This window comes from Hydrogenophilus islandicus, assembly GCF_054657095.1.
In genome coordinates, this window is the sequence record NZ_BAAHXE010000033.1 from 1 (window position 1) to 23,683 (window position 23,683).

Annotated in this window: 22 protein-coding genes; 5 read left to right on the forward strand and 17 right to left on the reverse strand. The window is 65.8% G+C overall.

Annotated elements, in window-relative coordinates; genetic code table 11:
* The coding region (locus tag ACYQ6T_RS08935; protein ID WP_459830149.1) for an SPOR domain-containing protein at window positions 1-728 on the forward strand (728 nt) is incomplete at its 5' end.
* On the opposite strand, the gene ACYQ6T_RS08940 is transcribed toward ACYQ6T_RS08935, so the two are convergent.
* Entirely contained in the window at window positions 691-1,569 is an 879-nt protein-coding gene (locus tag ACYQ6T_RS08940) for a polysaccharide deacetylase family protein (RefSeq protein ID WP_459830151.1), read from the reverse strand. The two genes, ACYQ6T_RS08935 and ACYQ6T_RS08940, sit on opposite strands and share 38 nt — an antisense overlap.
* Window positions 1,570-2,718: a glycosyltransferase family 2 protein gene (locus tag ACYQ6T_RS08945; RefSeq protein ID WP_459830154.1), complete on the reverse strand. Its 1,149-nt coding sequence runs from the start codon at window positions 2,716-2,718 to the stop codon at window positions 1,570-1,572. It abuts the gene before it with no gap.
* Between ACYQ6T_RS08945 and ACYQ6T_RS08950 the strand changes: the two genes are divergently transcribed.
* Window positions 2,712-3,917, forward strand: coding sequence for a glycosyltransferase (locus ACYQ6T_RS08950; RefSeq protein ID WP_459830157.1), 1,206 nt, complete (start codon window positions 2,712-2,714; stop codon window positions 3,915-3,917). The genes ACYQ6T_RS08945 and ACYQ6T_RS08950 overlap by 7 nt on opposite strands.
* 28 nt (window positions 3,918-3,945) lie before the next feature.
* Here ACYQ6T_RS08950 and ACYQ6T_RS08955 read toward each other — a convergent pair whose 3' ends face one another.
* Window positions 3,946-5,385: an exopolysaccharide biosynthesis polyprenyl glycosylphosphotransferase gene (locus tag ACYQ6T_RS08955; RefSeq protein ID WP_459830159.1), complete on the reverse strand. Its 1,440-nt coding sequence runs from the start codon at window positions 5,383-5,385 to the stop codon at window positions 3,946-3,948.
* A 41-nt stretch (window positions 5,386-5,426) separates the two neighbouring features.
* A complete protein-coding gene (locus ACYQ6T_RS08960; protein ID WP_459830162.1) occupies window positions 5,427-6,017 on the reverse strand; it encodes a hypothetical protein in 591 nt (196 codons plus the stop codon).
* On the opposite strand from ACYQ6T_RS08960, the gene ACYQ6T_RS08965 reads away from it, so the two are divergent.
* Window positions 6,016-6,780, forward strand: a complete 765-nt coding sequence (locus tag ACYQ6T_RS08965) for a WecB/TagA/CpsF family glycosyltransferase (RefSeq protein WP_459830165.1) — start codon at window positions 6,016-6,018, stop codon at window positions 6,778-6,780. The genes ACYQ6T_RS08960 and ACYQ6T_RS08965 overlap by 2 nt on opposite strands.
* On the opposite strand, the gene ACYQ6T_RS08970 is transcribed toward ACYQ6T_RS08965, so the two are convergent.
* From ACYQ6T_RS08970 to ACYQ6T_RS08985, 4 genes are read right to left on the reverse strand one after another with little or no spacing between them, the layout of a single operon-like run.
* Complete coding sequence (locus ACYQ6T_RS08970) at window positions 6,760-8,250, reverse strand: O-antigen ligase family protein (protein WP_459830167.1); 1,491 nt, start codon at window positions 8,248-8,250, stop codon at window positions 6,760-6,762. The genes ACYQ6T_RS08965 and ACYQ6T_RS08970 overlap by 21 nt on opposite strands.
* A gap of 15 nt (window positions 8,251-8,265) precedes the next feature.
* Window positions 8,266-9,141, reverse strand: coding sequence for a P-loop NTPase family protein (locus ACYQ6T_RS08975; protein ID WP_459830169.1), 876 nt, complete (start codon window positions 9,139-9,141; stop codon window positions 8,266-8,268).
* Window positions 9,138-10,616 (reverse strand): GumC family protein, encoded by a 1,479-nt coding sequence (locus ACYQ6T_RS08980; RefSeq protein WP_459830172.1) that lies wholly within the window; start codon window positions 10,614-10,616, stop codon window positions 9,138-9,140. The genes ACYQ6T_RS08975 and ACYQ6T_RS08980 overlap by 4 nt, the downstream gene beginning before the upstream one ends.
* A gap of 10 nt (window positions 10,617-10,626) precedes the next feature.
* Window positions 10,627-11,640 (reverse strand): polysaccharide biosynthesis/export family protein, encoded by a 1,014-nt coding sequence (locus tag ACYQ6T_RS08985; RefSeq protein ID WP_459830173.1) that lies wholly within the window; start codon window positions 11,638-11,640, stop codon window positions 10,627-10,629.
* A 136-nt stretch (window positions 11,641-11,776) separates the two neighbouring features.
* Here ACYQ6T_RS08985 and ACYQ6T_RS08990 point away from each other — a divergent pair, with 136 nt between their 5' ends.
* Window positions 11,777-12,766 (forward strand): OmpA family protein, encoded by a 990-nt coding sequence (locus ACYQ6T_RS08990; RefSeq protein WP_459830176.1) that lies wholly within the window; start codon window positions 11,777-11,779, stop codon window positions 12,764-12,766.
* Here the strand turns inward: ACYQ6T_RS08990 and ACYQ6T_RS08995 are convergent.
* Genes ACYQ6T_RS08995 through ACYQ6T_RS09020 form a run of 6 tightly spaced genes read right to left on the reverse strand, consistent with a single transcriptional unit; the run spans window position 12,760 to window position 20,025 of the window.
* Window positions 12,760-14,208, reverse strand: a complete 1,449-nt coding sequence (locus ACYQ6T_RS08995; protein WP_459830178.1) for an oligosaccharide flippase family protein — start codon at window positions 14,206-14,208, stop codon at window positions 12,760-12,762. The genes ACYQ6T_RS08990 and ACYQ6T_RS08995 overlap by 7 nt on opposite strands.
* Window positions 14,205-15,236, reverse strand: a complete 1,032-nt coding sequence (locus tag ACYQ6T_RS09000) for a GNAT family N-acetyltransferase (RefSeq protein ID WP_459830180.1) — start codon at window positions 15,234-15,236, stop codon at window positions 14,205-14,207. The genes ACYQ6T_RS08995 and ACYQ6T_RS09000 overlap by 4 nt, the downstream gene beginning before the upstream one ends.
* 10 nt (window positions 15,237-15,246) lie before the next feature.
* Window positions 15,247-16,470: a glycosyltransferase family 4 protein gene (locus tag ACYQ6T_RS09005; protein ID WP_459830182.1), complete on the reverse strand. Its 1,224-nt coding sequence runs from the start codon at window positions 16,468-16,470 to the stop codon at window positions 15,247-15,249.
* 34 nt (window positions 16,471-16,504) lie between these two features.
* Window positions 16,505-17,554, reverse strand: coding sequence for an aminotransferase class I/II-fold pyridoxal phosphate-dependent enzyme (locus ACYQ6T_RS09010; protein WP_459830183.1), 1,050 nt, complete (start codon window positions 17,552-17,554; stop codon window positions 16,505-16,507).
* Window positions 17,551-18,507 carry an adenosylcobinamide-phosphate synthase CbiB gene (gene cbiB / locus ACYQ6T_RS09015; protein WP_459830186.1) on the reverse strand — a complete coding sequence of 319 codons (957 nt, stop codon included), beginning with the start codon at window positions 18,505-18,507 and terminating at the stop codon, window positions 17,551-17,553. The genes ACYQ6T_RS09010 and cbiB overlap by 4 nt, the downstream gene beginning before the upstream one ends.
* An 18-nt stretch (window positions 18,508-18,525) precedes the next feature.
* Complete coding sequence (locus ACYQ6T_RS09020) at window positions 18,526-20,025, reverse strand: protein adenylyltransferase SelO (protein ID WP_459830189.1); 1,500 nt, start codon at window positions 20,023-20,025, stop codon at window positions 18,526-18,528.
* 117 nt (window positions 20,026-20,142) lie between these two features.
* Between ACYQ6T_RS09020 and ACYQ6T_RS09025 the strand changes: the two genes are divergently transcribed.
* On the forward strand, window positions 20,143-21,606 hold the full coding sequence (locus tag ACYQ6T_RS09025; protein WP_459830192.1) for a cobyric acid synthase: 1,464 nt from the start codon (window positions 20,143-20,145) through the stop codon (window positions 21,604-21,606).
* On the opposite strand, the gene ACYQ6T_RS09030 is transcribed toward ACYQ6T_RS09025, so the two are convergent.
* The 3 genes from ACYQ6T_RS09030 to ACYQ6T_RS09040 form a co-directional block, all read right to left on the reverse strand.
* Entirely contained in the window at window positions 21,607-22,596 is a 990-nt protein-coding gene (locus ACYQ6T_RS09030) for an SLAC1 anion channel family protein (RefSeq protein ID WP_459830195.1), read from the reverse strand.
* Window positions 22,597-22,633: 37 nt separating this feature from the next.
* Window positions 22,634-22,939 (reverse strand): hypothetical protein, encoded by a 306-nt coding sequence (locus ACYQ6T_RS09035; RefSeq protein ID WP_459830198.1) that lies wholly within the window; start codon window positions 22,937-22,939, stop codon window positions 22,634-22,636.
* On the reverse strand, window positions 22,936-23,683 hold a 748-nt coding region (locus tag ACYQ6T_RS09040; RefSeq protein ID WP_459830201.1), incomplete at its 5' end, for a sigma 54-interacting transcriptional regulator. The genes ACYQ6T_RS09040 and ACYQ6T_RS09035, both read right to left, overlap by 4 nt.

Here is a 23,683-nt window from a genome sequence, read left to right on the forward strand (position 1 = left end):
TAAGCGTCATCGTCGCCCTGCTTCTCGGGGTTGGGCTCGCCTACTGGTGGCTCGAGCGTCGGGCAGTGGACGGGGGCCCGTTGTCCGATCGCGCCGTTCCCAGTAGCACGAACGTCGGGAGAAGAGGGGACGCTGCGCCTGCTGCGCCCCGTTCGGAGCGGGAGATGGGGGGGAGTGGAAAAGAGTCGGCTCTTGTCCCTGGACCGTCGGGAATGGAGGTAGGCGGGTCGAGTCGGGCGGGGAAAACCGCTTCGTCGCTGGGGGATCTCCCCTCGTCCCTCCCCTTGCCGGTCGCGACGCGCTACAAAGAGCGGGTCGTCACGGACGCCAAGGAGCTCCTCGCAGCATTGAGCGACCATTTCGGCGTCGACAATTCGACGGTGCGCGACCTCTTCACTGCCGCCAATCCGGGGGTAGCGATCGACCGCGTCGCCCACAACACCCGGATTCGTCTGCCGCAACTGCGGCGGGAAGAGATGATCGTCGCCGACAACCGCGGCCGCTTCTACCTCTACTACGCCACCCTTGCTGACGATCAACAGGCGGCAGCGGTCAAAGAGCGGCTTGCCCCTTTCGGCGTCGCGGTGGTGGCGTTGCCGGTGACGTTGGCGGGGCAGACGGTGAGCCGGCTCTATCTCGGGCCGTTCACGGCGTTTGACGAAGCCGCGCGGGTCGCCGAGTTGGTCCGCTTTACCTATTTGCCGCTCCTGGAGCGGGCAGGTTCGTGACGAACCGGTATTTGACGAGGCGCTTGGCGATCCCCCATGGGGTGTCTCCTGCGCCGATACCGATCCGCGGGATGAGCAGGAGGTCAGAGCCGCGAGTTCGATGGGTGACCCAACCCGGTTGGGTGGTGAAGAGGGCCGCAAAGCCCGTCTCCCGGATGATCGCTGTCTGATTCGCCCGCCAGTCGCCATTGGGTGGCGCGATCCACCGCGGTAGGCAACCGAGCCGATCGCGCAGGAGCGACTGGCTGGTGGCCAAGACCGTGGTGAGTGCCGCAGGGTCGAGGTGACGAAAGATCTCGTGGTGGTGGCCGTGGTTGCCGATCGCGCAGTCTGGGGTCGCGGCGAGCTTCTTCGCCTCCTCCCAGGTGAGGGGGCGGAGCGCCTCGACCGGGGCAGGGTGGGGGTCGGCGCCCGCTGCGGTGAGGAGTTCGCTCACCCTCGGCTCAACCGCGTCGGGTCGAAGGGCTTTGAGTTCAGCGATCATCGCCGGCGTCACCTCTTGGCCGACGCGCGCTAGCCCCTCCCGGAGTCGGTCCCACCAAAACCACGGGGTTCCTAAATAGCCGGTGGCGAGAAAAAAGAGCGCAGGAACCCCCAAGGCGCGCAGGATCGGAAGGGCAGTCTGAAGGTTATTCGCATAGCCGTCGTCGAAAGTGACAAGGAGCCGCGGCCGTTGCCACCGGGGGCGCGGGGTGAAGAGTTGCTCCGGGGTCACTGGTTCAAACGCGCGCAGAAGGGCGGTCAGCTGATCGCGAAAACGGCGAGCAGGAACCTGGAGCCAGTCGTTACAAGGGAAATCGTCGGGGATGACCCCGTGGTACATCACGACGAGATCGGCCATCTATTTGCGCTCCGTGCGACGCCACCCAAGCTCCCGTTCGGTGAGGAGCGACCGGAGGACGGCCCACAACTTTTCGGCGATGTACCCCGGGGCGTGGGCGAGCGCCCGGCCAAAGAGGGGAAGGAGCTGGTAGCGGTGCGCGGCGTGGAGGTAGTGGAGGAGAATCGCGGCGAACGCCGCTGCCGCACCCAGCCGCACGGGGAGTGGAGCAAAGAGGAGAAGCACTGCGTGGCCGAGCGCCACCCACGCGATCGGGGGTACCATCAGATCGAAGAGCTGTCCCTGTGTCGCCCACGGACGGCGCGGGAAGTGGCGCACCACCGGGCCAAAGTAGTGGCGGATCGTCCAGAGTTTGCCCCGTTCCCACCGTACGCGCTGCGTCGCCAATTGATGGCGCGCCACCGGCATCTCGGCCCAGACGGCAGCCGCGTCGGCAAAGCGAACCCGTTTGCCGGCAAGAAAGAGGTGTTGGTGGTATTCGAGGTCTTCGACAACCCCATACGCGCGATAGGGTACCGCTTCGATGGTTGCGCGCGCGAGCGCAAAGCCGTTCCCGTAGATTCCGGCTGACCAGCCGAGGCGATCGCGGCCGAGCGGCCGGATGCCGTTCAAGGAGGCGAGCTGCACCGCGGCGATCTCGGTACGCGGATGGGCCGTGGCGTTCTTGACCGCGTAGCGCAGCTGCACGGCGTCGGCCCCAGCGGCAAAGAGCGCGTCGAGCACCCGCAGTGCCTGGGGGTCGAGCGTCGAGTCGGCGTCGACGACCACCACCGCGTCCCACTCGGGATCGGCAGCAAGGGTGCGGAAGAGGTAGTCGAGCGCTCCCCCTTTCCCTGGCGGGTCAAAGGTGTAGACCGTGGCGCCGGCGGTCTCGGCCAACGCCGCGGTCTCGTCGCTGCAGGCGTTCGCGACGACGACCACTTGGAAGCGCTCCTGGGGATAGTCGAGCGCACGCGCCGCTTCAACGGCCGCGGTGATGTGGAGCGCCTCATTGTGGGCAGGAATAACGACGCGAAAGCGCGTCTGGGGAGGCTTCTCCTGCGCGCGAAGGGGGGGCCAGGGGTAGGGAAGGGTACGACTCGCCCAGGAGAGTGCGAGGAGATAGAATGGTGGAATCGCAAGGAGCGCAAGCACCATCCACCATGTCATGCCACGACCCCCTCTACCTCTTTGTCCATTCGCGTTTTCCTTGTCTCAGCGAAACGTTCGTCGCAGCCCAGGCTCAGACGCTGGCTGAGCTCGGACTTCCCGTGGTCCATCTCTCCAACCGCCACCCGCGCCCCGACGAGGTCCACCCGCCGATGCGCGCGCTCGTGGACCAGGTGACCTACCTCGACCACCTACCGGCAACCGAGTGGGGGCGCGCCATGGTCTGGGCCGTACGCACCTTCGGCGACCTCTTCTGGCAAACGGCGGCAGCGCTCTTCCGTTCGGAAGAGGAGTGGCCGAAGCGGCTCGCGCAGTGGGCGGCGGCGGTATGGTTACTCTACCATTTCCGCGGCCGTTCGGTCCACCTCCATGCCCATTTCACCTATGGCGCCGCGGGGGTCGTCCATTGGTGCCACGCTTTGGCGGGGGTGCCCTATTCGCTCACCCTCCACGGCTCGGACGTCTTGTACGACAACCCCCCCGACCTTCTTGCGAAGATCCGCGACGCAGCGGGGCTGGTGTCGATCTCGCAGAAGAATTTTTCGGTCCTTGAAGCGCGTTTCCCGGGGGCCGTTCCGGCCGCCCGCGCAGTGATTCCGCTCGGGGTCGAGCCCCTTCCCTTTGAGCCTCCGCCACCCGTGTCGCTCCCCGTGCGGCTGCTCAACGTCGGGCGATTGAGCGAACACAAAGCGCAGCACGTGCTGATCGATGTGTGTGCGCTGTTGCGGGAGCGGGGAATCCCTTTGACCTGCGACATCATCGGCAGTGGCGAACGGGATCCCTTTTTGCGCGACCGGATCGCGGCGTTGGGGCTTGGCGAGGTGGTGCACCTCTTGGGCGCGCGTTACCATGACGAAATCCTCGCGAGCTACCGCCGCTACCACCTCTTTGTCCTGACGAGCGTCGTCGAGGGGATGCCGCTCGTCGTGATGGAGGCGATGAACGCCGGGGTTCCGGTGGTGACGACCGACGTCGGCGCGATTGGCGAACTCGTCGCCGACACGGCGATCACCGTTCCCCCGAATGATCCGCACGCGGTTGCAGCCGCGATCGAACGGATCGTCCGGGGTGAGATCGATGTCGCAGCGATGGCGCACGCGGCGCACGACCGCATCGCGACCCACTTCAATATGCGGCGTAACCATGTCCGCTTTGCCGAATGGTTGCGCGCGCAGCCGACCGCCGCCATTCCCGTGTAATAGGGGAGAGGCTGGTGAGCCGCAGCGGCTACTGGTCTCCCCGGCCGCGCACCACCACCCACACCGTTTTGACGAGGAGCGCTAGGTCGCGTTTCAGGCTCCAGTGGTCGATATAGTCGAGGTCCATGCGCATCCATTCGTCAAAAGTGACACGCGACCGGTCCGAGATCTGCCATGTGCAGGTGATGCCGGGAAGGACGCTCACCCGCCGCAGATAGGTGGTCCGGTCCATATGGGCGTAGTCGTCGAGCGGCAGCGGCCGGGGGCCGACGAGGCTCATATCCCCCTTGAGCACGTTGAAGAGTTGCGGCAGTTCGTCGAGGTTCAATTTGCGCAGCCAGCGGCCGAGCGGCGTGACGCGCGGATCGTTGCGCATCTTGAACGCTGCACCATCCCGTTCGTTGTGCTGTTGACGCAACGTCTCGCGCAGCGCGTCGGCGTTCGGGATCATCGTGCGGAATTTGTAGAGCGGAAAGACGCGACGGTGGTAACCCAAACGCGGTTGAACAAAGAGCACCGGGGCGCCCATCGTGACCCGGATCGCCAAAGCGATCGCGAGCAGTAGGGGGGAGAGGAGCAGCAGTGCGCCGAGCGCGCCGGTGACGTCGATCAGCCGTTTCACCAGAAAAGGCCAGCCCATCTGCGGGCCGGAATCGAAACTGAGGAGCGGTATGGCGCGGTCAGTGCCATTCGCGGCGACGCGCACCAGGTGGGTGCGGGGGGCGAGCGGTTCGGGAAGGGGGACGATCGGCGCAAAGAGTTCGACGGGAAAGAGGACCTCGATCCCCTGCGCTTCGGCTTCGCGCAGCGCTTGCTGGACGGGTTCGTCGATCGCGGTGAGGGGAATCGTCACGACGATCTGGTCGACGACCGCCTCATCGAAAAAAGGTTGGAAGCGGTCGAAGGAACCGAGGTAGGGGAGCGGCGATTGGCCTGGAGAGGCGGCAAAGTAACCGAGGAGCTGGTAGTGGCGGTTGTTCTGGAGTGACTCGGCGAGCGCGTCAGTGAGCGGAGTGGCACCGAAAAAGAGGAGGTGGATGCGGTGGCGCGCCTCCGGATCGAGCCACGTGAGCACGCGGAGGTGGAGCGAGCGCAGCAGGAGGTCGGTGGCAAGATAGGTTGCGGCAAAAATAGCCAAAAACGAAGGGGTGACGAGTTTGAGGGCCAAGATTTTGCTCGTCGCGGCAAGAAGTGCAGTGCCGATCGCGGTGAGGAGCGCGATGCGCGGTCCGGTGCGGCGCGCACCCGCGTCGGGCGCGGTGTCGACGAGGAGTGCGGAGAGGAGTACCCATAGGGCGCTCCAGGCGAGGAGCAACAGGAGGTTCTGCAGCGAGATTCGCCACTCGAGTACCCGGAGGAAGCGTACCCCTTCGATCGCTGGTCCCGTGAAATAGGCGGCGACGAGGAGGGCAAACCAGAGCGCGAAGAGGTCGGCAAGGACCAGGGTGCGAACGGCGAAGCGCGACATGGTGATAAGGGAAAACCGGATGGGGCAGGGTAATTTTTACATCATACCATCGGTTGAGGGGGGGTGATCGGCGAGAGCCAGAATCTGAGCCATCGCCAGCGACAGAGGGTTTCCCGCGGGGTGAAGCCCGCTTTTTCGATACCGGAGATCGACGCGCGATTCTCGGTGAGCGCATAGATCCAGAGGGTATTTGCGGTGTGCAGAGCGCGGAGCGTCCGCAACGCTCGGGGATAGTATCCCTGGCCGCGCGCCGCAAAGAGGGTGTAGCAGTCATAGACCACCATATGAGCTGGTGGCAGCGGCCAGCGCGCTTCATGCCCCAGTTCATAGGTGAGGTCGAGCCATCGGTCACTTCGGGTCCAAGCGATGTGCACCATTTGCCCTGCGGCGGAGAAGAGCCAGAGGCGGTCGCCGCGGGCAAAGCGCTGGGGTGCGACCTCTGCGACCAAGGCGAGATGGGGGTCCGTCGCGAAATGGGGGGTCAAGAGAGTGGTATCCTCTGAGGCTGCCGCCTCGAGGAGCGGCAGCGGCGGCAGGGGGTTCCCCGTGGGAGCGACAAAGAGGGCAACGCAACGCCGCTGGGGTAAAACCTTCTCTCTGATTCGGGAAATGAGGTTCAAGGAGTTCTTCATGCGTGCGTTTCCGGTCACCCACTTGATGGGGGTTGAGATCGATTGCGTCGACCGCGCGGGGCTTCTTTCGTGGCTTGCTGCGGCGCTCGCTCGACCCCAAACCCATTTCGTCGCCAACGTCAACGCCCACGCGATGAATCTGGCGTGGGAACGCCCCCAGTTCCGCGAGGTCCTCAACAGCGCCGACCTCGTTTTCGTCGACGGCTACGGCGTGGTGCTCGCCGCGCGGTTGCTGGGGTTGCCGATCGGCGAGCGGCTCACCTTCGCCGACTGGATGCCCGATTTTCTCACCCTCTGCGGGGAGCACCAAGCGCCCCTCTTCTTTTTGGGTGATACCGACGAGGTCGGAGCGGCGTTTGAGGGGTGGATCCGCACCCATTTTCCGGCGCTTCCGTGGGCGGGGCGGCACCACGGCTTTTTCGCCCGGGCAGGGGCGGAGAATGAGCGGGTGATCGCGGAGATCAACCGCAGCGGCGCGCAGGTGCTCCTCGTCGGGATGAGCATGCCGATTCAGGAGGAGTGGTTTGCCGCGCACCGCAACCGCTTCCCCGCAGTGCGCGTCGCGCTGATGGCAGGCGGCTACGCGCGCATCGCCACCGGCAAGATTCCCCGCGGCCCGCGGTGGATGACCGACCACGGGTTGGAGTGGCTCTACCGTTTCCTGCAACAACCCCGTTACACCTGGCGGCGCTACTGGCTCGGCAACCCCCTCTTCCTGTGGCGGGCGTTCGCCTGGCGCTACTTAGGGCAGCAACCCCGTTGACTGCTCCCGTTCAATGCGCCGCGCCGCGAACATCGCCCCCCAGACCACCCAGAGGTAGTAGGGCATGAAAATGTAGTCGGGATTGAACTGCTCCTGGATCGCCCACGCCACCCCGCCACCGAACGCAGCGATGCCGACGTCGGCGAAGAGTCCGGTGCCGTGAGTGAGTGTCTGCCAGCTGTAGCGCAACAGGAGGAGAAAGGCGGTCAGGTGGAGGATTAGCCCCGGGATGCCGATCTCGGCAGCGGTGAGGAGCAAGAAATTGTGCACGGGCTGGTTGTACCAAGTGGCGACCTGAAGATTGGTGCGGTCGTAACGGTGCATCTCGCGGGTGTATTGCCCCAATCCTACCCCCCAAACGGGGTTGGCCTCGATCGCGTTGCTGGCCGTCTCCATCAGCGGCACCCGCACGAGCGCCGAGCCGCGATCCTCCGCAGTCCATCGGGTGCGAAAAGTCTCTGAGACGGCAAAGAGCGAGGCAACGAGGGTCGTCACCGAAAAGAGCATGACCAAAGCACCGATGAGGACACTCCGCCCTTTGCGCTTGAGCCAGAGGAGGATACCGATCGCGAGCGCCACCGCAAAGCCGATCCACCCCCCGCGTGAGCCGGTGATGGTGAGTGTCGCGAGACCCAGCGCGATCGCGACGAGCACGAAGAGGCGGGCGAGCCGCTCCCCTTTGAGGGTGGGCACAAAGAACCACAGGAAGAGGAGCGCGACGGCGAGAAAGTTCGCAAGCGTATTGGGGTGGCCGAACGTGCCGCCGTAGCGTAAGAGGTAGCCGGAACCGGCAGCGCTTTTCAGCGCAAAGTCGGTCTTGAGGAGCTTTGCGGTAAAGATCACCGGACCCAAGAAGCGTTGGTCGGCAACGGCGAGCGCTTGCAGAATCACCGCGGCGGCGAGCGCCAAACCGAGGAGGCGAAAATGGTGGGGTTGGAGAAAGCGGGCAAGAACCCAGAGAAAGAAGAGGGCTTTGACCTCCCGCCAGTAGAGGCTCCAGGCAAAGAAGGGTTCGCGGGCGATGAATGCGGCGTTTGCTGCATCCCAAAGGAGCATCACGACGAAGGTGACGGCGAGCGGACGGGGAATTGCAGCCACTGCCGGTTTTCCGGTGCGGTCGAACCACCAGAGGAGCGCGAGGAAGAGGAAGAGCAGGTCACTCAGCGAGACGCGAAAGCCGTTCGCGAGCACCGCAAAGGGCCAATCTTTCCGGAAACCGGGGTTGATGTCGACGAAGGTGAGGGCAAGGCCAAAGACCGCGAGAAACCAGGCGAGCGACTCGACTTGCTGGGTGCGCCAGAAGAGGAGCAAGACCGGCAAAGCCGCAAGCCCCACCACCGCAGCAAACGCCGCGAGGAGGAGTGCGGTGTCCCCTCGGCCCAAAACCGTAGCGATCGCCCAGCCGGCCGAGACGCCAAGGGTGACAGGGATCAGAGTGGGCAGCAACGGATGAGGGCGGGGGGCAAACATGGAGGTGGAGAGCGGTTACAACAGACGGATCAGCCACTGCGGCAGCGGATAGCGGCGGAAGGTCAAGACACCCCCGAGCACCGGTGTTCCCATGCTCTGCAGCTCACGGGTGAGCGCGGCGACGGCCGGTTTGCGCACTTCGCCACTTTTCAGAACCAAAACGACGCCGTCACTCTCCTGGGCGATCAGGTAGCCATCGGCGCTGCGGTTGAGGGGCGGTACGTCGACGACGATCGTGGCGTAGATCCCCCGTGCAGTGGTGATCAACGAGCGGAACCAACGGACCTTTTCGGCCACCGAAAATTCGCTACCGCCAAAGAGGGTGAGGCGGTTGAGGGCGTGGTCGGCCGGGAGTTGGGTCCAGGAGAAGGGGGCGCCGATCGGCAAGGTGAAGGCTTCGCGCGGCGCGTGCTCCGCCGCAGGGGTGAGTGTGAGCAGAAGCGTTCGCCCTTCGCGGGCGCTGCTGGCGAGGTGGTGGGCGATGAGGTAGGAGAGCGTCGAGACGCCGCTCTGCGGAATCGGCGCAACGAAGAGGACCACCTGCGGGGCTTGAGGTTGGCCGAAGGCGAGTCGGTGGGCGATCCGTTGCACCTCAAGCCCCCACGCCGCAGGGAGTTGCCGCACTGGGGGAGGGAGGACGAGGGGCGCTGCGCCTTTGGCTTGGACGGTAACGGCGGGGTGTGGTTTGGGAGGGTGGGACGTTGTGCGCTCCTCTTCCCCTTGCGCTGCGTTACGCGTCCGAGAAGGTTGTGGTTCTGGTTCCGTCGGTTTGGGCTGATCGTTGAGGCCGTTGCGCCCCCACGGGTCGCCACCCCAGACATCGTCGGCCCAAGGGGAGTCGCGCAGCGTTGCAGAGCGGTTTTTCTGCTCCAGGATGTCCGAGAGCCTCATCGCGTCCTCCTTGGGGCAAAAAAGGGCTCATTCCACGTGGCGGCAGAGGGCGAACTGCTTTGCGCGTCGAGCGACCCCAAGACAGGGAGCAACGCCGCAGCGTCAGAGGGGGTGTAGATTTTCTGCGCAGCGAGATAGGCGGCCGCGGCTACCCCCGCTGCGACGATCGGTCCAATCACGAGCGCGAGCGCGATCATCAAGCCGGGACGGGGAAAGGTCGGTGCCACGGGAATTTGCGGTTGGGCGGCGATCGAGACGTTGGCAAAGCGGGCGTCGTCCTTCGCCTGACGGATCCGCGCCTCCTCCTGCTTGTCAACGTAGATGCCGTACTGTTTGCTCGTGAGTTCCCGTTCCAACTGCAGCTGTTCGTAAGTGAGCGACCGGCCGGTGAGTTCAACGGCTCTCTGGTTGAGTTCCGCAATGCGCTCCTCGAGCGCGGTGAGTGCTGCTGTGCCGCTGCGCTCTTCCACTTTGAGGTCTTCGATGATCTGCTTGAGGTACTGGCGAATCTGCTGGCGCATGTTGCCGTATTGCGCTTCGGCATCCAACACCGGTTTGGTCCCCGGTTGATAGTCATTGCGCGCGCGCTGCAGGTTGATCGTCAGTTGCGCGAGGCTCTTCTCCATCTCGATGAGCGCGGGGTATTCATAAACGGTGGTTTTCGGCAGGCCGACCAGGTTTGCTCCCCCTTGTTGCTCAAACCGTTTGAGCGCCTCAGAAAAGGCTTGGGTTTTGGCGCGGATCTCCTCGAGCGACGAGCGCATCTTCATCCGTTCCTGCTCGAGGTCGCGCATCAGCTGCAGCAGCGTCTGTCGCTGAACCGCGGGATCGACGACGCCGGTCTGTGCGGTGACCGTCTCGAGCTCCCGGTTGAGCTGTGCCAAGCGCCGTTGCAAGAATTCGGTCTGGTTGCGGAAAAAATCGATCCCGCCCGAAACGCGGTTGATTTCGATGTAGTAGTCGACGAAGGTGTTGACCAGCGTCTGCAACATGTGGGTGACCTCTTGCGGGTCGCCCCCTTTGAGGGTGACGCGCACCACGTTCGATTCGGTAAGAGGTTCGGCTTTGATCCGGCCTTTGAGCTGCGCGACCGCTTTTTGCACGGCGGTCGGGTCGTCGCGCGACGCGAGCCCCAGTTTCTCCACCACCTGCGCGAGGTGTTCGCTCGACTGGAGGAGAAAGATGATGGTGTTGAGATCTTTGAGGGTGACGTCGGAGGCAAAGAAAGCCCCTCCTTCGGGCGAAATCATGAACGGGCGGGTGAGCGCCGGTTTGATGAGGAGATCGGCGCTGGTCTCGTAACGGGGCGGCGAAAGAAACGCCAAGGCCAACGTGATCCCGATGAGGCCGAAAAAGGTTGCGAGAAAAACCTGTTTCTTGTAGAAAAAGATGCTCAGAATATCGCGCACCGTCTGCGTCGGCTCAAGCGGTGGCGCTGGGGGCAGACTCTGCGGCAATTGTGGGGCGGAGTTCATGGTTTGCCTTTCAGAGATTGCGTTGGTAACTAAAGGAGAAAAACCGGGGAATCAACGCCCAGAGTTGCTCGGCGGTGAGCGCCGCGTCGGCAAGCCGCGTGTTCGGGACATAGACGACGTCGCCTTGGCGAAGGATCGGGTCTTTCCCAAGGTTGCCGGTGGTCAGAATCTCTTTGAGATTGATCACCCGGCCAACCGGGTGGTTCGCTTCATCCCGGGTAATCAGCAGAACGGTCTCTGCTTCGGCGCGCGCGTCCAAGCCGCCCGCCATCGCAATCGCCTGGGTGACGGTGGTGGGGCCGATCAGCTCGACGAAGTTGGGCCGACCGACATAACCGAAGACATAGGCGCGATTGCCGGTCGCTTTCAAGAGGAGCGTCGAGACGTTGAGCCCGTCGATCACCTGGGCGTAAGCGGCGATGATCGCCCGTTGTGCTTCGTCGATCGTCTTGCCGGCGACAAAGATCGGCTCGATCAACGGCAGGGTGATTCGCCCGTCGGGGCCGACGACGGTGAGGCGGCTCTGGCCGCGCGTCGCGGTGCGGATCGCCTCTTTGAGGTCGCGGATCCGCTGACCGTAGCGAACGAGGCTCACGGTACTGCGCGGTTTGGTGAGGAGCTTACTGTAGCGTTCGTCGAGCTCGCGCGCGAGCTCCATCGGTGTTTTCCCGGCAGCGCTCACGTCGCCCAGGTAGGGGACGGTGATCCGCCCGTCGGGGCGGACGTCGACGGTGCGGTCGAGTTGCGGGTAGTCGACAAACTCGACCCGAATCTGGTCGCCGATCGCCAGGCGGTATTCCGGCTGAAGCTGGGTGTCGAACTGGTAGACGATCTCAAGTTCGTCGCCCGGTGAGAGGAGGTAATCCCGTCCGACGAAAAGGGCGCTCGATTCGCGCAGATCTCCCTTGTGGGTGGTCACGCCGCCGGGAATGTCGGGGCGGGGGGTGGCGCAGCCGCCGACGACCAGCAGCACGAGGAGCGAAATCCCCAGATGCCAGGCGTGCCGACCGATGGTTTGTTTCATCTCGCCTCCTTGGGCAAGTTTACCAATCGTTGTTGATGCAGTATAGTGCAAAAAAGAGCGGTAGTGAAAAATTATCGATCAATTCTTCGACTTTAGGTTGTTGTCCCGTCCATCGGCCGGGTAAAGGAGGGGTGAAATGGTGCAAAAATGCAACAGATGGCTGGGTGTGGGCGTTGTCGCGGCGCTCATTGCCGGTTGTCAGTCGGTGACCTACAACGTTCCGTCGCTGGCGACCAACGAACGGGCGGTGGAGCGCCAGACGCAGGGCGAGGCGGCCCCTCCCCCTGCCGCACGGGCGGAACGGTATGGCGACCACCTCTTCGACGGGCCGGCGGGGCAGGATTTTCTCGGGGCGCTCAGTATGGGGTATCGGGAACTGGCCCGGGAACGCGACAGCGCGAGCGATTTTGGCGACGCGGCCAAATTTCTCCAACGGGCTGGCGCGGCGGCGCGCGGCGAGCGGGTCTGGCCTGAAGCGATCGGTGATCGGGTGTTGCCCCGCTATGCGCTCGAGGATCTGGTCTATGCCCGCACCCGCTTGATGCGCGCGTTCGATCGGGGCGCCGATCAACGCCATCCGCGTGTTGCCGCGCGGGCGCAAGTGGCATTCGACTGCTGGATGGAGTCGCAGGAGGAGAACCGCTATCCCGAATATGTCCATCGCTGTCGCCAGACCTTTGAAGCGGCGATGAGTCAGCTCGAAGTGCAACCCGCACGGGGAGAAGCCAAGGAAGGGCCTGCTGTTGCCCCAGCAGCGGCGGCTCCGACGGCGTGCGCGGCAGCTGCGTGCGCGCCGCTCACCCTCTATTTTGCGCTCGACAGCGACCAACTTTCGCCCGAGGAGCGGGAGCGGCTGCGGCAGTGGGCGCAAGGGGCGAAGGAGAGCCGCGGGTCGATCGTCGTTGCGGCGCACACCGACCGCGCGGCGAGCGTGCGCTACAACGACGCGCTCGCGAAGCGCCGCCTCGACCACGTCTTGGCGCTCCTCACGGCAGCCGGGATCGACCGCAGCCGAATCGTCGAGGCGCGCGCCTATGGCGAGCGGCGTCCCCCCGTGGCGACACCCGACGGGGTGGTCGAGGCGCGAAACCGGGTCGTCGAGGTGTGGCTCCTCGACCGTCAGTGATACCCCCGCCGCCACCAGGCTTGGTGCGGTCCAGGGATCCGCCACAACCCCACCGCATAGACCGCAGCGCAGATGATCGCCACCGCCATGAGTTCGCCAACCGGGTGGGGAGCGGCCGAAGTGGCGCGCCAAAGGTGAACGGTCGCTGCCGCACTGGCGGCGACCGCAGCAGCCAAGAGAAGCCCCGCGCGGTTTGTTGCGAGCCACGCGCACCAGTCGAGCGTAATGATGCGTGACGCCATGCGCACCATGGCCACCGCAAGGAAGAGTGACGGGATCATGTGGGCAGCTGCCGCTGCGGTCAATCCCCAGCGGGCCGCAATCACGAGACTGGCCGCCTGGAGGAGGACAAAGAGCATCTGGATCCGTAGCTCCCTTCCCGCTTGGCCGCACGCCTCAACCAATGGCCCGGCCAGGTGGTGGGTGAGGTCGACGATCACGACGAGCGCGAGGATCCGCAGCACCGGCGCCGCCTCCCGCCACGGTTCGCCGTAGAGGCCAACGATCACCGTTTCGGGGACCGCTGCGAGGGCCGCAAGGATCGGAAGGCAAACAAGCGCGAGCGTCTGTTGGCTCGCGAGGAACGCGGTGCGCAGTTTCGCCGGTTCAAGCTGCACGAGCGAAAATGCGGGGAACATCACCTGACCGATCGTTGCCGCGAGCCGTTGGAGCGGAATGAGCGCGAGTTGCGCGGCGCGCTGGTAGAGGCCGAGCGGGGCGGGGCCAAGGAGCCAGCCGAGTAGGAGGCTGTCGAGCGCGCTCGCGAGATAGACGACGAAGCTCTTACCGCTCAGGGTGAGGCCGTAGCGGAGAATCGCCTTGCCTTCGTCCCTATCCCACCGTGGCCGCCAACGGCGGCTGCCTCCAACGAGCCAGCAGGCGAGCGTCGCGATGAGCCACCACGCCAGCAGCCCCATTGCGAGGCTCAACGCGCCCCACCCCAACCACGCGAGCACGATGCTTACCGCGCCATAGCCCAACGTGTAGCTCACGAGGTCGATCGTCGCGAGCGCCTGGAAGCGCAGGTGGCGCCGCATCACCGACCGGGGTACGATCCCGAGCGTCATCACCCCTTGAGTGACGCCGATGATCGGGAGAATTGTCGCGAGTTCCGGTGCCTGAAACCAGGAGGCGAGCGGAGCGGCCGCGACGGTGAAGAGGAGGAGAAAGAGCGCTGCCGCAAGGAGCGAAAGGAGGAGCGTCGTCTCGGCGGTGGCGCGGCGGACCGTCGGCCGCTGGATGAGCGCCGACCCGAGCCCCGCGAGCGCGAGCGACTCCGCTAAGACGGAGAAGCCCGTCGCAATCGCGACGACGCCGAAATCGTGCGGCGAGAGGAGCCGCGCGAGCGCCACCCCCACACCAATGCTCAGCACCAGCTGCACGAGCGCCCGCGCAATCGTCCAGACCATGCCGCTACCGGTTTTGCGTTCGCGCGCGTTCATCGCCACCACTGCCCGATCGCGGTGATGAGCCGCCCGACGACGCCACGCCCCATCCGCCAGTCGGCCTCTTGCCGGAGATCCACCCCCCATTCGAATTTGTACGGCTCCGCACCCAAGAGAAAATCGAACTCCTGCCAGCCCTGGGCAACCCCCCACTCGAGGAGCGCGGCGATCAAGAGCTTACTCGGGCTGTAACGGGCATAAGCGGCGTGAAAGGCGGGTTGGTAGTAGCGGTAGGTGAGGCGGTCACAGAAGCCGTAGGCGATCGCCCAGAAGGTGTCGGGTTCGCCCCAGGCGAAGAGCCCGAGCTGCCCTTTGCGGTGGAGTTCCAGGGCAACAGCCTGATGAAACGCGCGAAAGCGGGGCTCGTTCCATGCCGATTGCTCGCCATGTTGGACGCGACTCCATTGGGAGAGTTGTTCGAGAAGCTTCGCGATCTCTTGCGGTGTTTCGGCACGAAGAAGTTGCGCGTTCGGGTGGTCGCGGGCGATCCGCCGCCGGAGATAGGCGATCTCTTTGCGCAGTTTCGGCGTCCATCGTGCGGTGAGGGTGTCGCGATCGAGCCCCGCCAAGGAAAGGTAAGGGACAGGGCGCGGCGCTCTGCTCCACAGGGAGAGGGTGGACGGCCACGGCAGCGTCAAGAGGGGACTCGTCTCCCGCACCCCTTCCCAAAAAATTAGGGGCGGCGCCGAGCGGACAGCAATTTGAGCGAGAAAACTCGCCCAGAGCGCGTCGTGAAGTCTTCTCGGCGCGACGAGGTCGAGGTGGTCGGGGTGGAGTTCGGCACCGAGCCAGCGCCACACCGGAATCGCATGCCATCGCGTCTCAGCAAGGGGAATCGCGCCTGCCGGTTCCCCCCCGTGAAACGCGACCCAGACGCGCAGCGTCGGCCGGTAGTGGGCGACGACCGCGTCCAACCAGCAGGTGTCGAGAAAGAGGGGAAGGTCGGCGTCAGCGACCCACTGCGACCACCGTTCCCCTTCCCCTTGCCACCAGGGGGTGGTAAAGAGGCGCCAGGTGAATTCCATCTCGGCTACCCTACCGCTCGTGGGCGTAGAACCACCGCCACGCCGCAACGACGGTCTCCCACACCCGTTCGGCGTTGTGCGCCCAGGTAAACTCCCGTTCGATCCGCGCGCGCGCCGCGCGACCGAGGCGACTCCGCAGCGCCGCATCGGCAACGAGCCGTTCGAGCGTTTGGGTAAAAGCGATATCGTCGTCGGGATTGAACACCACCCCTTCGACCTCCGGCGTCATCACCTCGCGCACCCCTGCAGTGTCGGGTGCCATCACCGCTTTGCCCATCGCCATGTATTCGAAGAGCTTGAGCGGCGAACAGTAGGGTTGGGTGTGGGGAAGGACGGTGATCTCCATCGCCGCGAGATGAGTGGGCATCGCGTCGTGGGGAAGATGCCCCGTCCAGTGGACCCAGCGCTGAAGTGCTGCGGGAAGCGCGGCAAGGCGGCTGGCGACTGCGTCGTTGTGGCGCCCGACAAGCAGAAGCGCCACAGGGTAACCGGCTTCCCGCAGCGCCTGCCACGCCGCGATCAGCCGCTCGGGGCGGTGCCAGACGATGAAACTGCCGCTGTAGCCGATGACGATCGTCTCGTCGGGCCACCCCCACGCGCGGCGCAACGGGGTCCCGTCGATCCCAGGGTGAAAGCGCTCGATGTCGACGCCGTTGTGGTTGACGGTGATCGGCTTTTGTTCCGGGTTACACTGGGCGAGCGGCGCGGCGATCGCTCCGGTTACCGCCACCGCCCCAGCAGAGAGGGCGAGCGCGTGGCAGTTGGCAAAGAGGCGATTGACCCACGGGATCGGCTTGATGTCGAGGTAGGTCCCCATGAGCTCGCCACGATCGAGGCCGTTGAATTCGGTGACGACGGGAATCTTGCGTCTCTGGCATGCCCAATGGATGGAGAGCGTTTCGGCGTCGTAGCGGGTGATCACCAGATCGGGGCGTTCGCGGTCAAGGAGTGCCCCCTCGCGTTGCGCCTGCCGCCACTGCCGAAGCAGGAGGAGGAGGTCGCGGAGATAGTAGCGGCCGAGCGCGCGACGCACTTTGCGCCACCACGGTTCTGCCGCAGGTGAGGAGAGCTCGGGTGGCGGGGCGACGACGCGAAAGCGGACCTGCCGCTCGGCGCAGAGGGCGGCAAACGCTGCAATGAATTCGGCGACATGGACCGCCGAACCGTCGGTGGGAGAGCGTTGGTAGTGGACGTACCAGACCGTCCGCGGGGTGGGGTAGGGTGGAGCACGCATCGGTTGGGCAAGAGAGTGCGGTCGATCGGCCATTCTACCGCATCGGGGAGGCAGCGGCTGCGGCGAGTCGCGCGGCGAGCTCAGGGAGCGTTTCGGGGCGGACGACGCCGAAGCGGAGCGCCGGCGGATTATGAAAGGGGCGAACGAGGAGGAAGCGGCGCGCGAGCGCTTCACTTGCCGCAACCGGATTGGGGTGGGGAACGAGGAGCGCGTAAGGGGCGAGTCCCGGGAGGGCGGTAGCATGCTTAGCTGGGTGCCACCCGCTCGCTTCGAGCGCCGCCTGGAGCGCTTGATACGCCCCAGTGAGCCGCGCGAGCTGTTGGGCGTGCCAGGAGCGGTCACTGAGGGCGAGGGTCGCCGCCCAGCGGGCGGGGTGGCTCACTGCCCACGGCCCGAGGTGGGTAGCGAGGCGCGCGAGGAGCTTTCGTTCGGCAAAGGCGACGCCGAAGCGAATCCCCGCGAGGCCAAAGAATTTGCCGAGGGAGCGCAGGACCACCACCCCAGGGGTGTGCGCCGCCCACGCTGGGAGCGGGCTCGGGCGCCCCGCGGCGACGTCGGCCGCGTCGGCAAAGGCTTCGTCGATGAGGAGCAGCCCGCCCCGTGCGGCGAGCTGTGCGTGCCACGCTTGCAGTTGCGCGACACTCCAACGGTGGCCGGTCGGGTTGTTCGGTTGCCCCAAAAGGAGGACGTCAGCGTGGGTGACCGCCTCGGTGATCGCCGCGGCATCGAGGGGGACGCGACAGACGGTGTGGCCCGCAAGCGCCCAGGTGCGGCCATATTCGCCGTAGCTCGGGCTCGGGATCACCACCCGTTGCCGGGGAGAAGCGAGAAGGGGCAGAAGCTGCAGAACCGCCTGCGTTCCGGGGATCGGTAGCCCTTCAAAGCCGTAGTAGTCGGTGATCGCCTGGGGGAGCGCATCGTCGGGCTCGGGGAGCCGCTGCCAGACCGCTTCGGGGACCGACGGCAACGGGTAGCTCCACGGGGCGACCGCGGTCGAGAGGTCGAGCCACGCGTCAATCGCGCCGCCGTAACGGGCGATCGCCGCGCGCAGCCGCCCGCCGTGGGGGATCTCGTCCGGTGTCATCGACTGACCCAGAGCGCGACGACAACGATCACACCGAGTGTGGCGCGCTTGAGGAGCGCCAACGCAGCGTACGGCGTCTCGGGCGTTGCTTTGTTGCCCCAGCCGAGCGGCGGGCGGTTCCGCCACGCGCCGTGGTAGGGAGCAGGGCCGCCCAAGCGCACGCCGAGCGCGCCAGCGCCTGCAGCCATCACCGGCCCGGCGTTGGGGCTCGGCCAATGGGGTGCTTGCCGCTGCCAGCAGCGCCACGCCGAGCGGAAATCGCCTGCGAGCGCGTAGGCCAGAGCGGTCACGCGCGCGCTCGGCCAACCGAGGAGGTCGTCGGCTCGGGCGGCAAACCAGCCGAAGTCGCGGTAGCGGGGGGTGCGGTACCCCCACATCGCGTCGAGCGTGTTCACCAGGCGATGGACCACTACCCCCCAGCCGCCAGCAAGCGCAAACCAGACGAGCGGCGCGATCACCGCGTCGTGGCCGTTCTCGAGCGCCGATTCGGTTGCGGCGGTCGCAATCCCCGTCGCGTCGAGCGGCGCGGTGTCGCGGCTGACGATCTGGGCGAGCGCATGCCGGGCAGTGGGGAGATCGCCGCGCGCCAAAGGTTCCGCGACCGCGCGCACATGCTCGTCGAGGCTGCGCCAACCGAGCGCAACGCCGAGCACGACGCCGTCGATGAGCCACTGCAGGCGCGGGAATGCGGCGCTCGCCCAGCCGTAGAGGAGGAGCGGCGGCGCGACCGCAGCGCCCCAAGCCACGATCCCAGCGAGCCGGCCGCGCCATCGGTTGTGCGCCTCTTCCCCGAGCGGGGTCGCTTCCGTCGCTGGGAGAAGCCACCGCCGGCGCGCCCACCCTTCGCACCGCTCCGCCCAGCGGCCGAACGCGACGATCGGATGAAAGCGGCGGGGTTCGCCAATGATGCGATCCCACAGAAGGCCAACCACCAGGGCAACGAGCGCGCTCATCGCCCCGATTATCGCAAATTAGGTGCCGCAGGTGGTGCGAAAGCGGCGCATGAACTCGGGGGAGGAGGGGGCGGCGAGGTCGGCAAACGCCGGCTCTTCGCGGTAAGGGGTGCGCACCGCGTCAAGGAGCCGGAAGAAGGGGGCAAGATCCCCCGCTTCGGCGTCGGCGAGCGCTGTGGCGACCGCTTCGTTGCGCAGAATCAGCCACGGATTCGCCGCGCGCAGCGCTGCGCTCAAACGGGGCGCCGATTCCCCGGCGGCAACACCCAAGCGTGCCCGCCACCGGGCAAGCCACGCGTCGAGCTGGGGGGAGGGGATCTGCGCGCGCAGCGGCGCCTCATCGCCGTCGATGACCGCGGCGAGGGCCCGAAAGGAGGAGGTGTAGTCGGCTTGGTGGCGCTCGAGCAACTCAAGCCACGCGGCGATCAACGCCTCGTCTTCAGCAACCGTCGCGGGGTCAGTCGCGGCGTCGAGGGCCAGTTTGCACCGCATCGCTTCGCGCCACGCCCGCGCGTAGCGTTCGGGGAAGGTGTCGATAACCGCGCGCGCCGCGTCGACCGCGCGATTGGGGTCAGGGTCGATCAGCGGCAGCAGCGCTTCCGCAAAGCGCGCGAGGTTCCACTGGGCGATCCGCGGCTGCTCGGCAAAAGCGTACCGCCCCCCGCGGTCGATCGCGCTAAAGACCGTCTGCGGGTGGTAGCGTTCGAGAAAGGCGCACGGGCCGAAGTCGATCGTCTCGCCGCTGATCGCCATGTTGTCGGTGTTCATCACGCCGTGGATGAAGCCCACCGCGCACCACTGTGCCACGAGCGTCGCCTGCCGTTCGCAGAGCGCTTCGAGGAGCGCCAACGCCGGCGACGGGGCGGCGAGCCGCTCCGGGTCGTGGCGTGCCAATGTGTAGTGGAGGAGCCGGCGAAGGCGCGCGGTGTCGCCGCGGGCGGCGAAAAACTCGAAGGTCCCGACCCGCAGATGGCTTGCGGCGACACGCGTGAGGATCGCCCCGGGGTGGCGATGCTCGCGGCGCACCGTCTCGCCCGTCGCCGCGACTGCGAGCGCCCGGGTGGTCGGAATCCCCAACGCCGCGAGCGCTTCACTGTAGAGCACTTCTTTGAGCATCGCCCAGAGCGCCCCTTTGCCGTCGCCACCGCGGGAGAAGGGGGTGGCGCCAGAGCCCTTGAACATCAGGTCGCGGCGCATGCCGTCGCGCCCGACTACTTCGCCAATCAAGAGCGCCCGCCCGTCCCCGAGCACCGGCGCGAAGTGGCCAAACTGGTGGCCGGCATAGGCTTGCGCGAGCGGCTTGGCTTCAGCAGGGAGGCGCTGGCCGGTGAAGAGCGCTGCGAGCGTTGCTTCGTCCAGGCCAGCAAGGGGGAGCGCGAGCGCCTCGGCAAGCTCGCGGTTGAGGTAGAGGAGCTGCGGCGCAGGGACCCGGTCGGGGCGCCACGGGATCGCGCAATCGGGAAGTTCCCGGGCAAAGGTATTGTCGAACGGAAACGGGGGCAGGGGTGTTGCGGACATCGCGAGCGCTCCTGTTGGGGGGTCGAAGTGTGTTGTGGTTGTCCCTCAAGGGTAGCGCGCGTGGGCTGCTTTGGCAAGGAGCGGGCGATCGGCCCCGCGGCGTCGTACAATCGCGCCATGGCACACCGGGCGATCATGATTCAAGGGACGATGTCGGACGCGGGGAAGAGCACGCTCGTTGCCGCGCTCTGCCGGCTGCTGCGCCGCGAAGGGGTGCGCGTCGCCCCATTCAAACCGCAGAATATGGCGAACAACGCCGCGGTGACCATTGACGGCGGCGAGATCGGCCGCGCGCAGGCGCTCCAGGCGCAAGCGGCGGGCATTCCCCCCCACACCGACTTCAACCCGGTCCTGTTGAAACCGCAGAGTGATCGGACGGCGCAGGTGGTGATCCACGGCAAAGTGGCGGCAACGCTCGACGCCCGCCGCTACCACGACTACAAGCCGCGGGCGCGGGAAGCGGTGCTTGCCTCGTGGGCGCGGCTTACCACCCAGTACGACTATATCGTCGTCGAAGGGGCGGGAAGCCCCGCGGAGGTGAATCTCCGCGCCAACGACATCGCCAACATGGGCTTTGCCGAAGCGGTCGATCTTCCGGTGGCGCTCGTTGCCGACATCGACCGCGGCGGGGTCTTTGCCCAGATCGTCGGGACGCTTGCGTGCCTCGCGCCGAGTGAAGCGGCGCGGATCCGGGGGTTTGTGATCAACCGCTTTCGCGGCGACCTTGCTCTCCTCGCCCCGGGGCTCGAGTGGCTCACCGCGCAGACCGGCAGACCGGTCTATGGCGTGCTTCCCTACCTCACCGACTGGTCACTCGACGCCGAAGACGCGCTGCAGCCGGCAGTCGCCCGTCAAGAGACGCAACTAAGGGTCGTCGCGATCGCCTACCCGCGGATTGCGAACCACACCGACCTCGACCCATGGCGGCTCCATCCCGAAGTCGACTTCCACTGGTGGCATGGCGGCCGGTGGCCGGGGGCCGACCTGGTGGTCCTCCCGGGGTCGAAGGCGGTGCTTGCCGACCTCGCGTGGCTGCGGGCGCACGACGGCGAAGCGATTCTGCGCCGCCACCTGCGCTACGGCGGCAAAGTGGTCGGGCTCTGCGGCGGCTTTCAGATGTTGGGGAAGAGCATCGCCGACCCTTACGGCGCGGAGGGGCCGGCGGGAAGCGAAAGCGCGGGGCTCGGGCTCCTTGCGGTCACGACGCGGCTGGCGCACGACAAGCGCCTCACTGCATCAGGCGGCACCTTGGTCCACCCCGCGCTCGTCGGCGACCGTCCGGTGGCGGTGCGTGGCTACGAGATCCACCTTGGGGTGAGCGAGGGGCCGGCGCTCGCTCAGCCGCTTCTGGTGAGCGATCGGGGCGAAGCGGACGGCGCCGTTTCGCCCGACGGGGCGATCGTCGGCACCTACTGGCACGGCCTCTTTGACGACGCCGCGGCGTTCGCCGCCTTTGCCGCGTGGGCGGGGGCGAAGCGCCTCACCCCGATCGACGCCGACACCCGCCGCGAGGCGATGATCGACCGCCTCGCCGATACGGTCGCGGAGCACTGCAACTGGCGCGCGCTCCTTGGCCTTTGACTACTCCGGCAGGAAGATCGCCTGCTTCGCCGCCGCCTGGGCGGTTTTGACGACGAGCCAAAGGATCACGAGCGTGGTGAGTGCGACGAGCACTTTCGCGAGGAGCGTGAGCAGGCTGTTGCCGCTCAGGTGGGCGACACTCATCGTCGCGACGGTGAGCGCTGCGAGCGGAAAGGAGTAGGCCCATGCCGAGAGGAAGAAGGGGAGCTTGAGAAAGCGTACCGCGTTACTCGCAAGCACGAGCGCCAGGAAGAGCGCGACACCGTAGAGAATGCGCGCGACCGCGTCGAGCGTCTCGCCGTTCAACTGCAGCCACGCCAGCACCCCGACCGACGGCGGCGCGAGGAGAATGAAGAGGGTCGGCGCGAGCCGTTGCGGCAGCGGCTCAAAGAAGATCAACCGGTGGATCACGATCGTGAGCAGCACCAGCCAGAAGACGATCCCGATCGCGAAGAAGTACCAGCTCGCCTCAACGTGACCGTAAGCGACGCCGGCGAGCGGCGCGACGACATTCCCCACCACTGGAATGAACCACGCCGGGTTGATGTGGGGGATCTGGTAGTGGGTGTGGTGGAGCCACGTGCTCATCATCACCGGCACCAGAAGCGCATGGCCGACGGCACCGACGAGCCAGAAGGTGTGGCCGAGCGCGGGCGCGAAGCCTTTGAGCGCTGTGCCCAGCAGCAACAGCGAAATGGTGATCGCGGCAAAAAAGTTCATCCGCACCGGGTGGCGCCAATCTTCACGCAGCCCTTCAGGGTTGCGCACCGCTTTGCCAATGAGCAGCGTGAGGTAGAGGGGGAAGAGCGCTGTGGCGACGACGGTGACCGTCTCACCGATCGCTGCCGGCCAGCCCCAGAGGTGGGCGCTCTTCAACCAAACAAGGGCGAGTCCCGAAAGCCCCATGATCGACGCAAAGAGGGCGAGTGGAAAGTAGCGGATCACGTCGGGGCGGGGCGAATCATTCGCCGTTACAGTGGGTGATTGCATCGCGACACTCCTTCATGATGATGACCGGGCTAGTTTATCAGTTTTTTCTAAAATTTGTCGATCGATTCCGGTAGCGGAAAAAAGAAAACGGGCGCATGGTCATGCGCCCGGAAAAGAAGCGAAGGTTTGGAGGAGAGACCCATGCGGTCTGCGCGTTGGGGTTGGAGGTGCCGCAAAGCAGCGCAGACAGTAGCAAAAAGCGTGCCAACTTTTGCAAGGTCAGACCGCAAGGTGAAAGAGCGCGCCAGAAGCGGGTAAATGCCATGGTGGCCCAGGCAAGAGAGAGATGCAACGCCATCGTTTTTTCTGCCAATTTTGTCACATATGGCAGAAAACTTGTCATTTTTTGGCAGCTTTGCGCCGCGACAGACCCAACGAGGCGAGCCGCCGGTAGAGCGTCCGTTCGCTGATGCCGAGCTGTTCGGCGAGCATTTTGCGCGACCCGGAGAAGGAGTAGGCGATTTTCGCAAGCTGCGCAGCCTCGTCATCGGCGCATTCCTTGGAATCCGGGGTGGAGGCGGTTGCGCTCACAGCTCCGAGGTGGAGCTCATCGGGGAGGTCGCCCGCGCCGATCGTGCGGCCGTCGCTCAACAGCACCGCCCGTTCCAGGATATTGCGCAGCTCGCGGACATTGCCCGGATAGTCGTAGGCCTCGAGAAGCGCTATCGCCTCTGGAGTGACGGTGATGCTGTTTCCCGGGGCGATCCGCTCGAGAAGCGCGGTGACCAGAAGCGGAATATCCCCGCTCCTTTCGCGCAACGGCGGGACGCGGATCGGAAAGGTGTTTACCCGGTAGTAGAGGTCTTGGCGAAAGCGGCCGTCGCGCACCATCGCAGCGAGCGGTTGGTGGGTTGCGGAGATGAGGCGGATGTCGGTGGTGCGCAGCTCCGTCGACCCCAGCGGGCGAAAGGTGCCGGTTTCAAGCAGCCGCAGGAGTTTCACTTGAAGCGAGAGCGGAATATCCCCGAGTTCATCGAGAAAAAGGGTGCCGCCGTTTGCCGCTTCGACCAGACCGATCTTGCGTTGGGTTGCTCCGGTAAAAGCCCCCTTCTCGTGGCCGAAGAGCTCTGATTCGAAGAGCGTTTCG

Bases quoted from the DNA above. Each gene is read 5' to 3' on its own strand.
- ACYQ6T_RS08970 (WP_459830167.1), bottom strand. From the start codon at position 8,250: ATGTTTGCCCCCCGCCCTCATCCGTTGCTGCCCACTCTGATCCCTGTC.
- ACYQ6T_RS08940 (WP_459830151.1), bottom strand. From the start codon at position 1,569: ATGGCCGATCTCGTCGTGATGTACCACGGGGTCATCCCCGACGATTTC.
- ACYQ6T_RS08960 (WP_459830162.1), bottom strand. From the start codon at position 6,017: ATGAAGAACTCCTTGAACCTCATTTCCCGAATCAGAGAGAAGGTTTTA.
- ACYQ6T_RS09020 (WP_459830189.1), bottom strand. From the start codon at position 20,025: ATGTCCGCAACACCCCTGCCCCCGTTTCCGTTCGACAATACCTTTGCC.
- cbiB (WP_459830186.1), bottom strand. From the start codon at position 18,507: ATGAGCGCGCTCGTTGCCCTGGTGGTTGGCCTTCTGTGGGATCGCATC.
- ACYQ6T_RS08955 (WP_459830159.1), bottom strand. From the start codon at position 5,385: ATGTCGCGCTTCGCCGTTCGCACCCTGGTCCTTGCCGACCTCTTCGCG.
- ACYQ6T_RS08950 (WP_459830157.1), top strand. From the start codon at position 2,712: ATGTCATGCCACGACCCCCTCTACCTCTTTGTCCATTCGCGTTTTCCT.
- ACYQ6T_RS08965 (WP_459830165.1), top strand. From the start codon at position 6,016: ATGCGTGCGTTTCCGGTCACCCACTTGATGGGGGTTGAGATCGATTGC.
- ACYQ6T_RS09000 (WP_459830180.1), bottom strand. From the start codon at position 15,236: ATGGAATTCACCTGGCGCCTCTTTACCACCCCCTGGTGGCAAGGGGAA.
- ACYQ6T_RS08975 (WP_459830169.1), bottom strand. From the start codon at position 9,141: ATGAGGCTCTCGGACATCCTGGAGCAGAAAAACCGCTCTGCAACGCTG.
- ACYQ6T_RS08945 (WP_459830154.1), bottom strand. From the start codon at position 2,718: ATGACATGGTGGATGGTGCTTGCGCTCCTTGCGATTCCACCATTCTAT.
- ACYQ6T_RS09005 (WP_459830182.1), bottom strand. From the start codon at position 16,470: ATGCGTGCTCCACCCTACCCCACCCCGCGGACGGTCTGGTACGTCCAC.
- ACYQ6T_RS09010 (WP_459830183.1), bottom strand. From the start codon at position 17,554: ATGACACCGGACGAGATCCCCCACGGCGGGCGGCTGCGCGCGGCGATC.
- ACYQ6T_RS08985 (WP_459830173.1), bottom strand. From the start codon at position 11,640: ATGAAACAAACCATCGGTCGGCACGCCTGGCATCTGGGGATTTCGCTC.
- ACYQ6T_RS08995 (WP_459830178.1), bottom strand. From the start codon at position 14,208: ATGAACGCGCGCGAACGCAAAACCGGTAGCGGCATGGTCTGGACGATT.
- ACYQ6T_RS09035 (WP_459830198.1), bottom strand. From the start codon at position 22,939: ATGACAAGTTTTCTGCCATATGTGACAAAATTGGCAGAAAAAACGATG.
- ACYQ6T_RS08990 (WP_459830176.1), top strand. From the start codon at position 11,777: ATGGTGCAAAAATGCAACAGATGGCTGGGTGTGGGCGTTGTCGCGGCG.
- ACYQ6T_RS09025 (WP_459830192.1), top strand. From the start codon at position 20,143: ATGGCACACCGGGCGATCATGATTCAAGGGACGATGTCGGACGCGGGG.
- ACYQ6T_RS09030 (WP_459830195.1), bottom strand. From the start codon at position 22,596: ATGCAATCACCCACTGTAACGGCGAATGATTCGCCCCGCCCCGACGTG.
- ACYQ6T_RS08980 (WP_459830172.1), bottom strand. From the start codon at position 10,616: ATGAACTCCGCCCCACAATTGCCGCAGAGTCTGCCCCCAGCGCCACCG.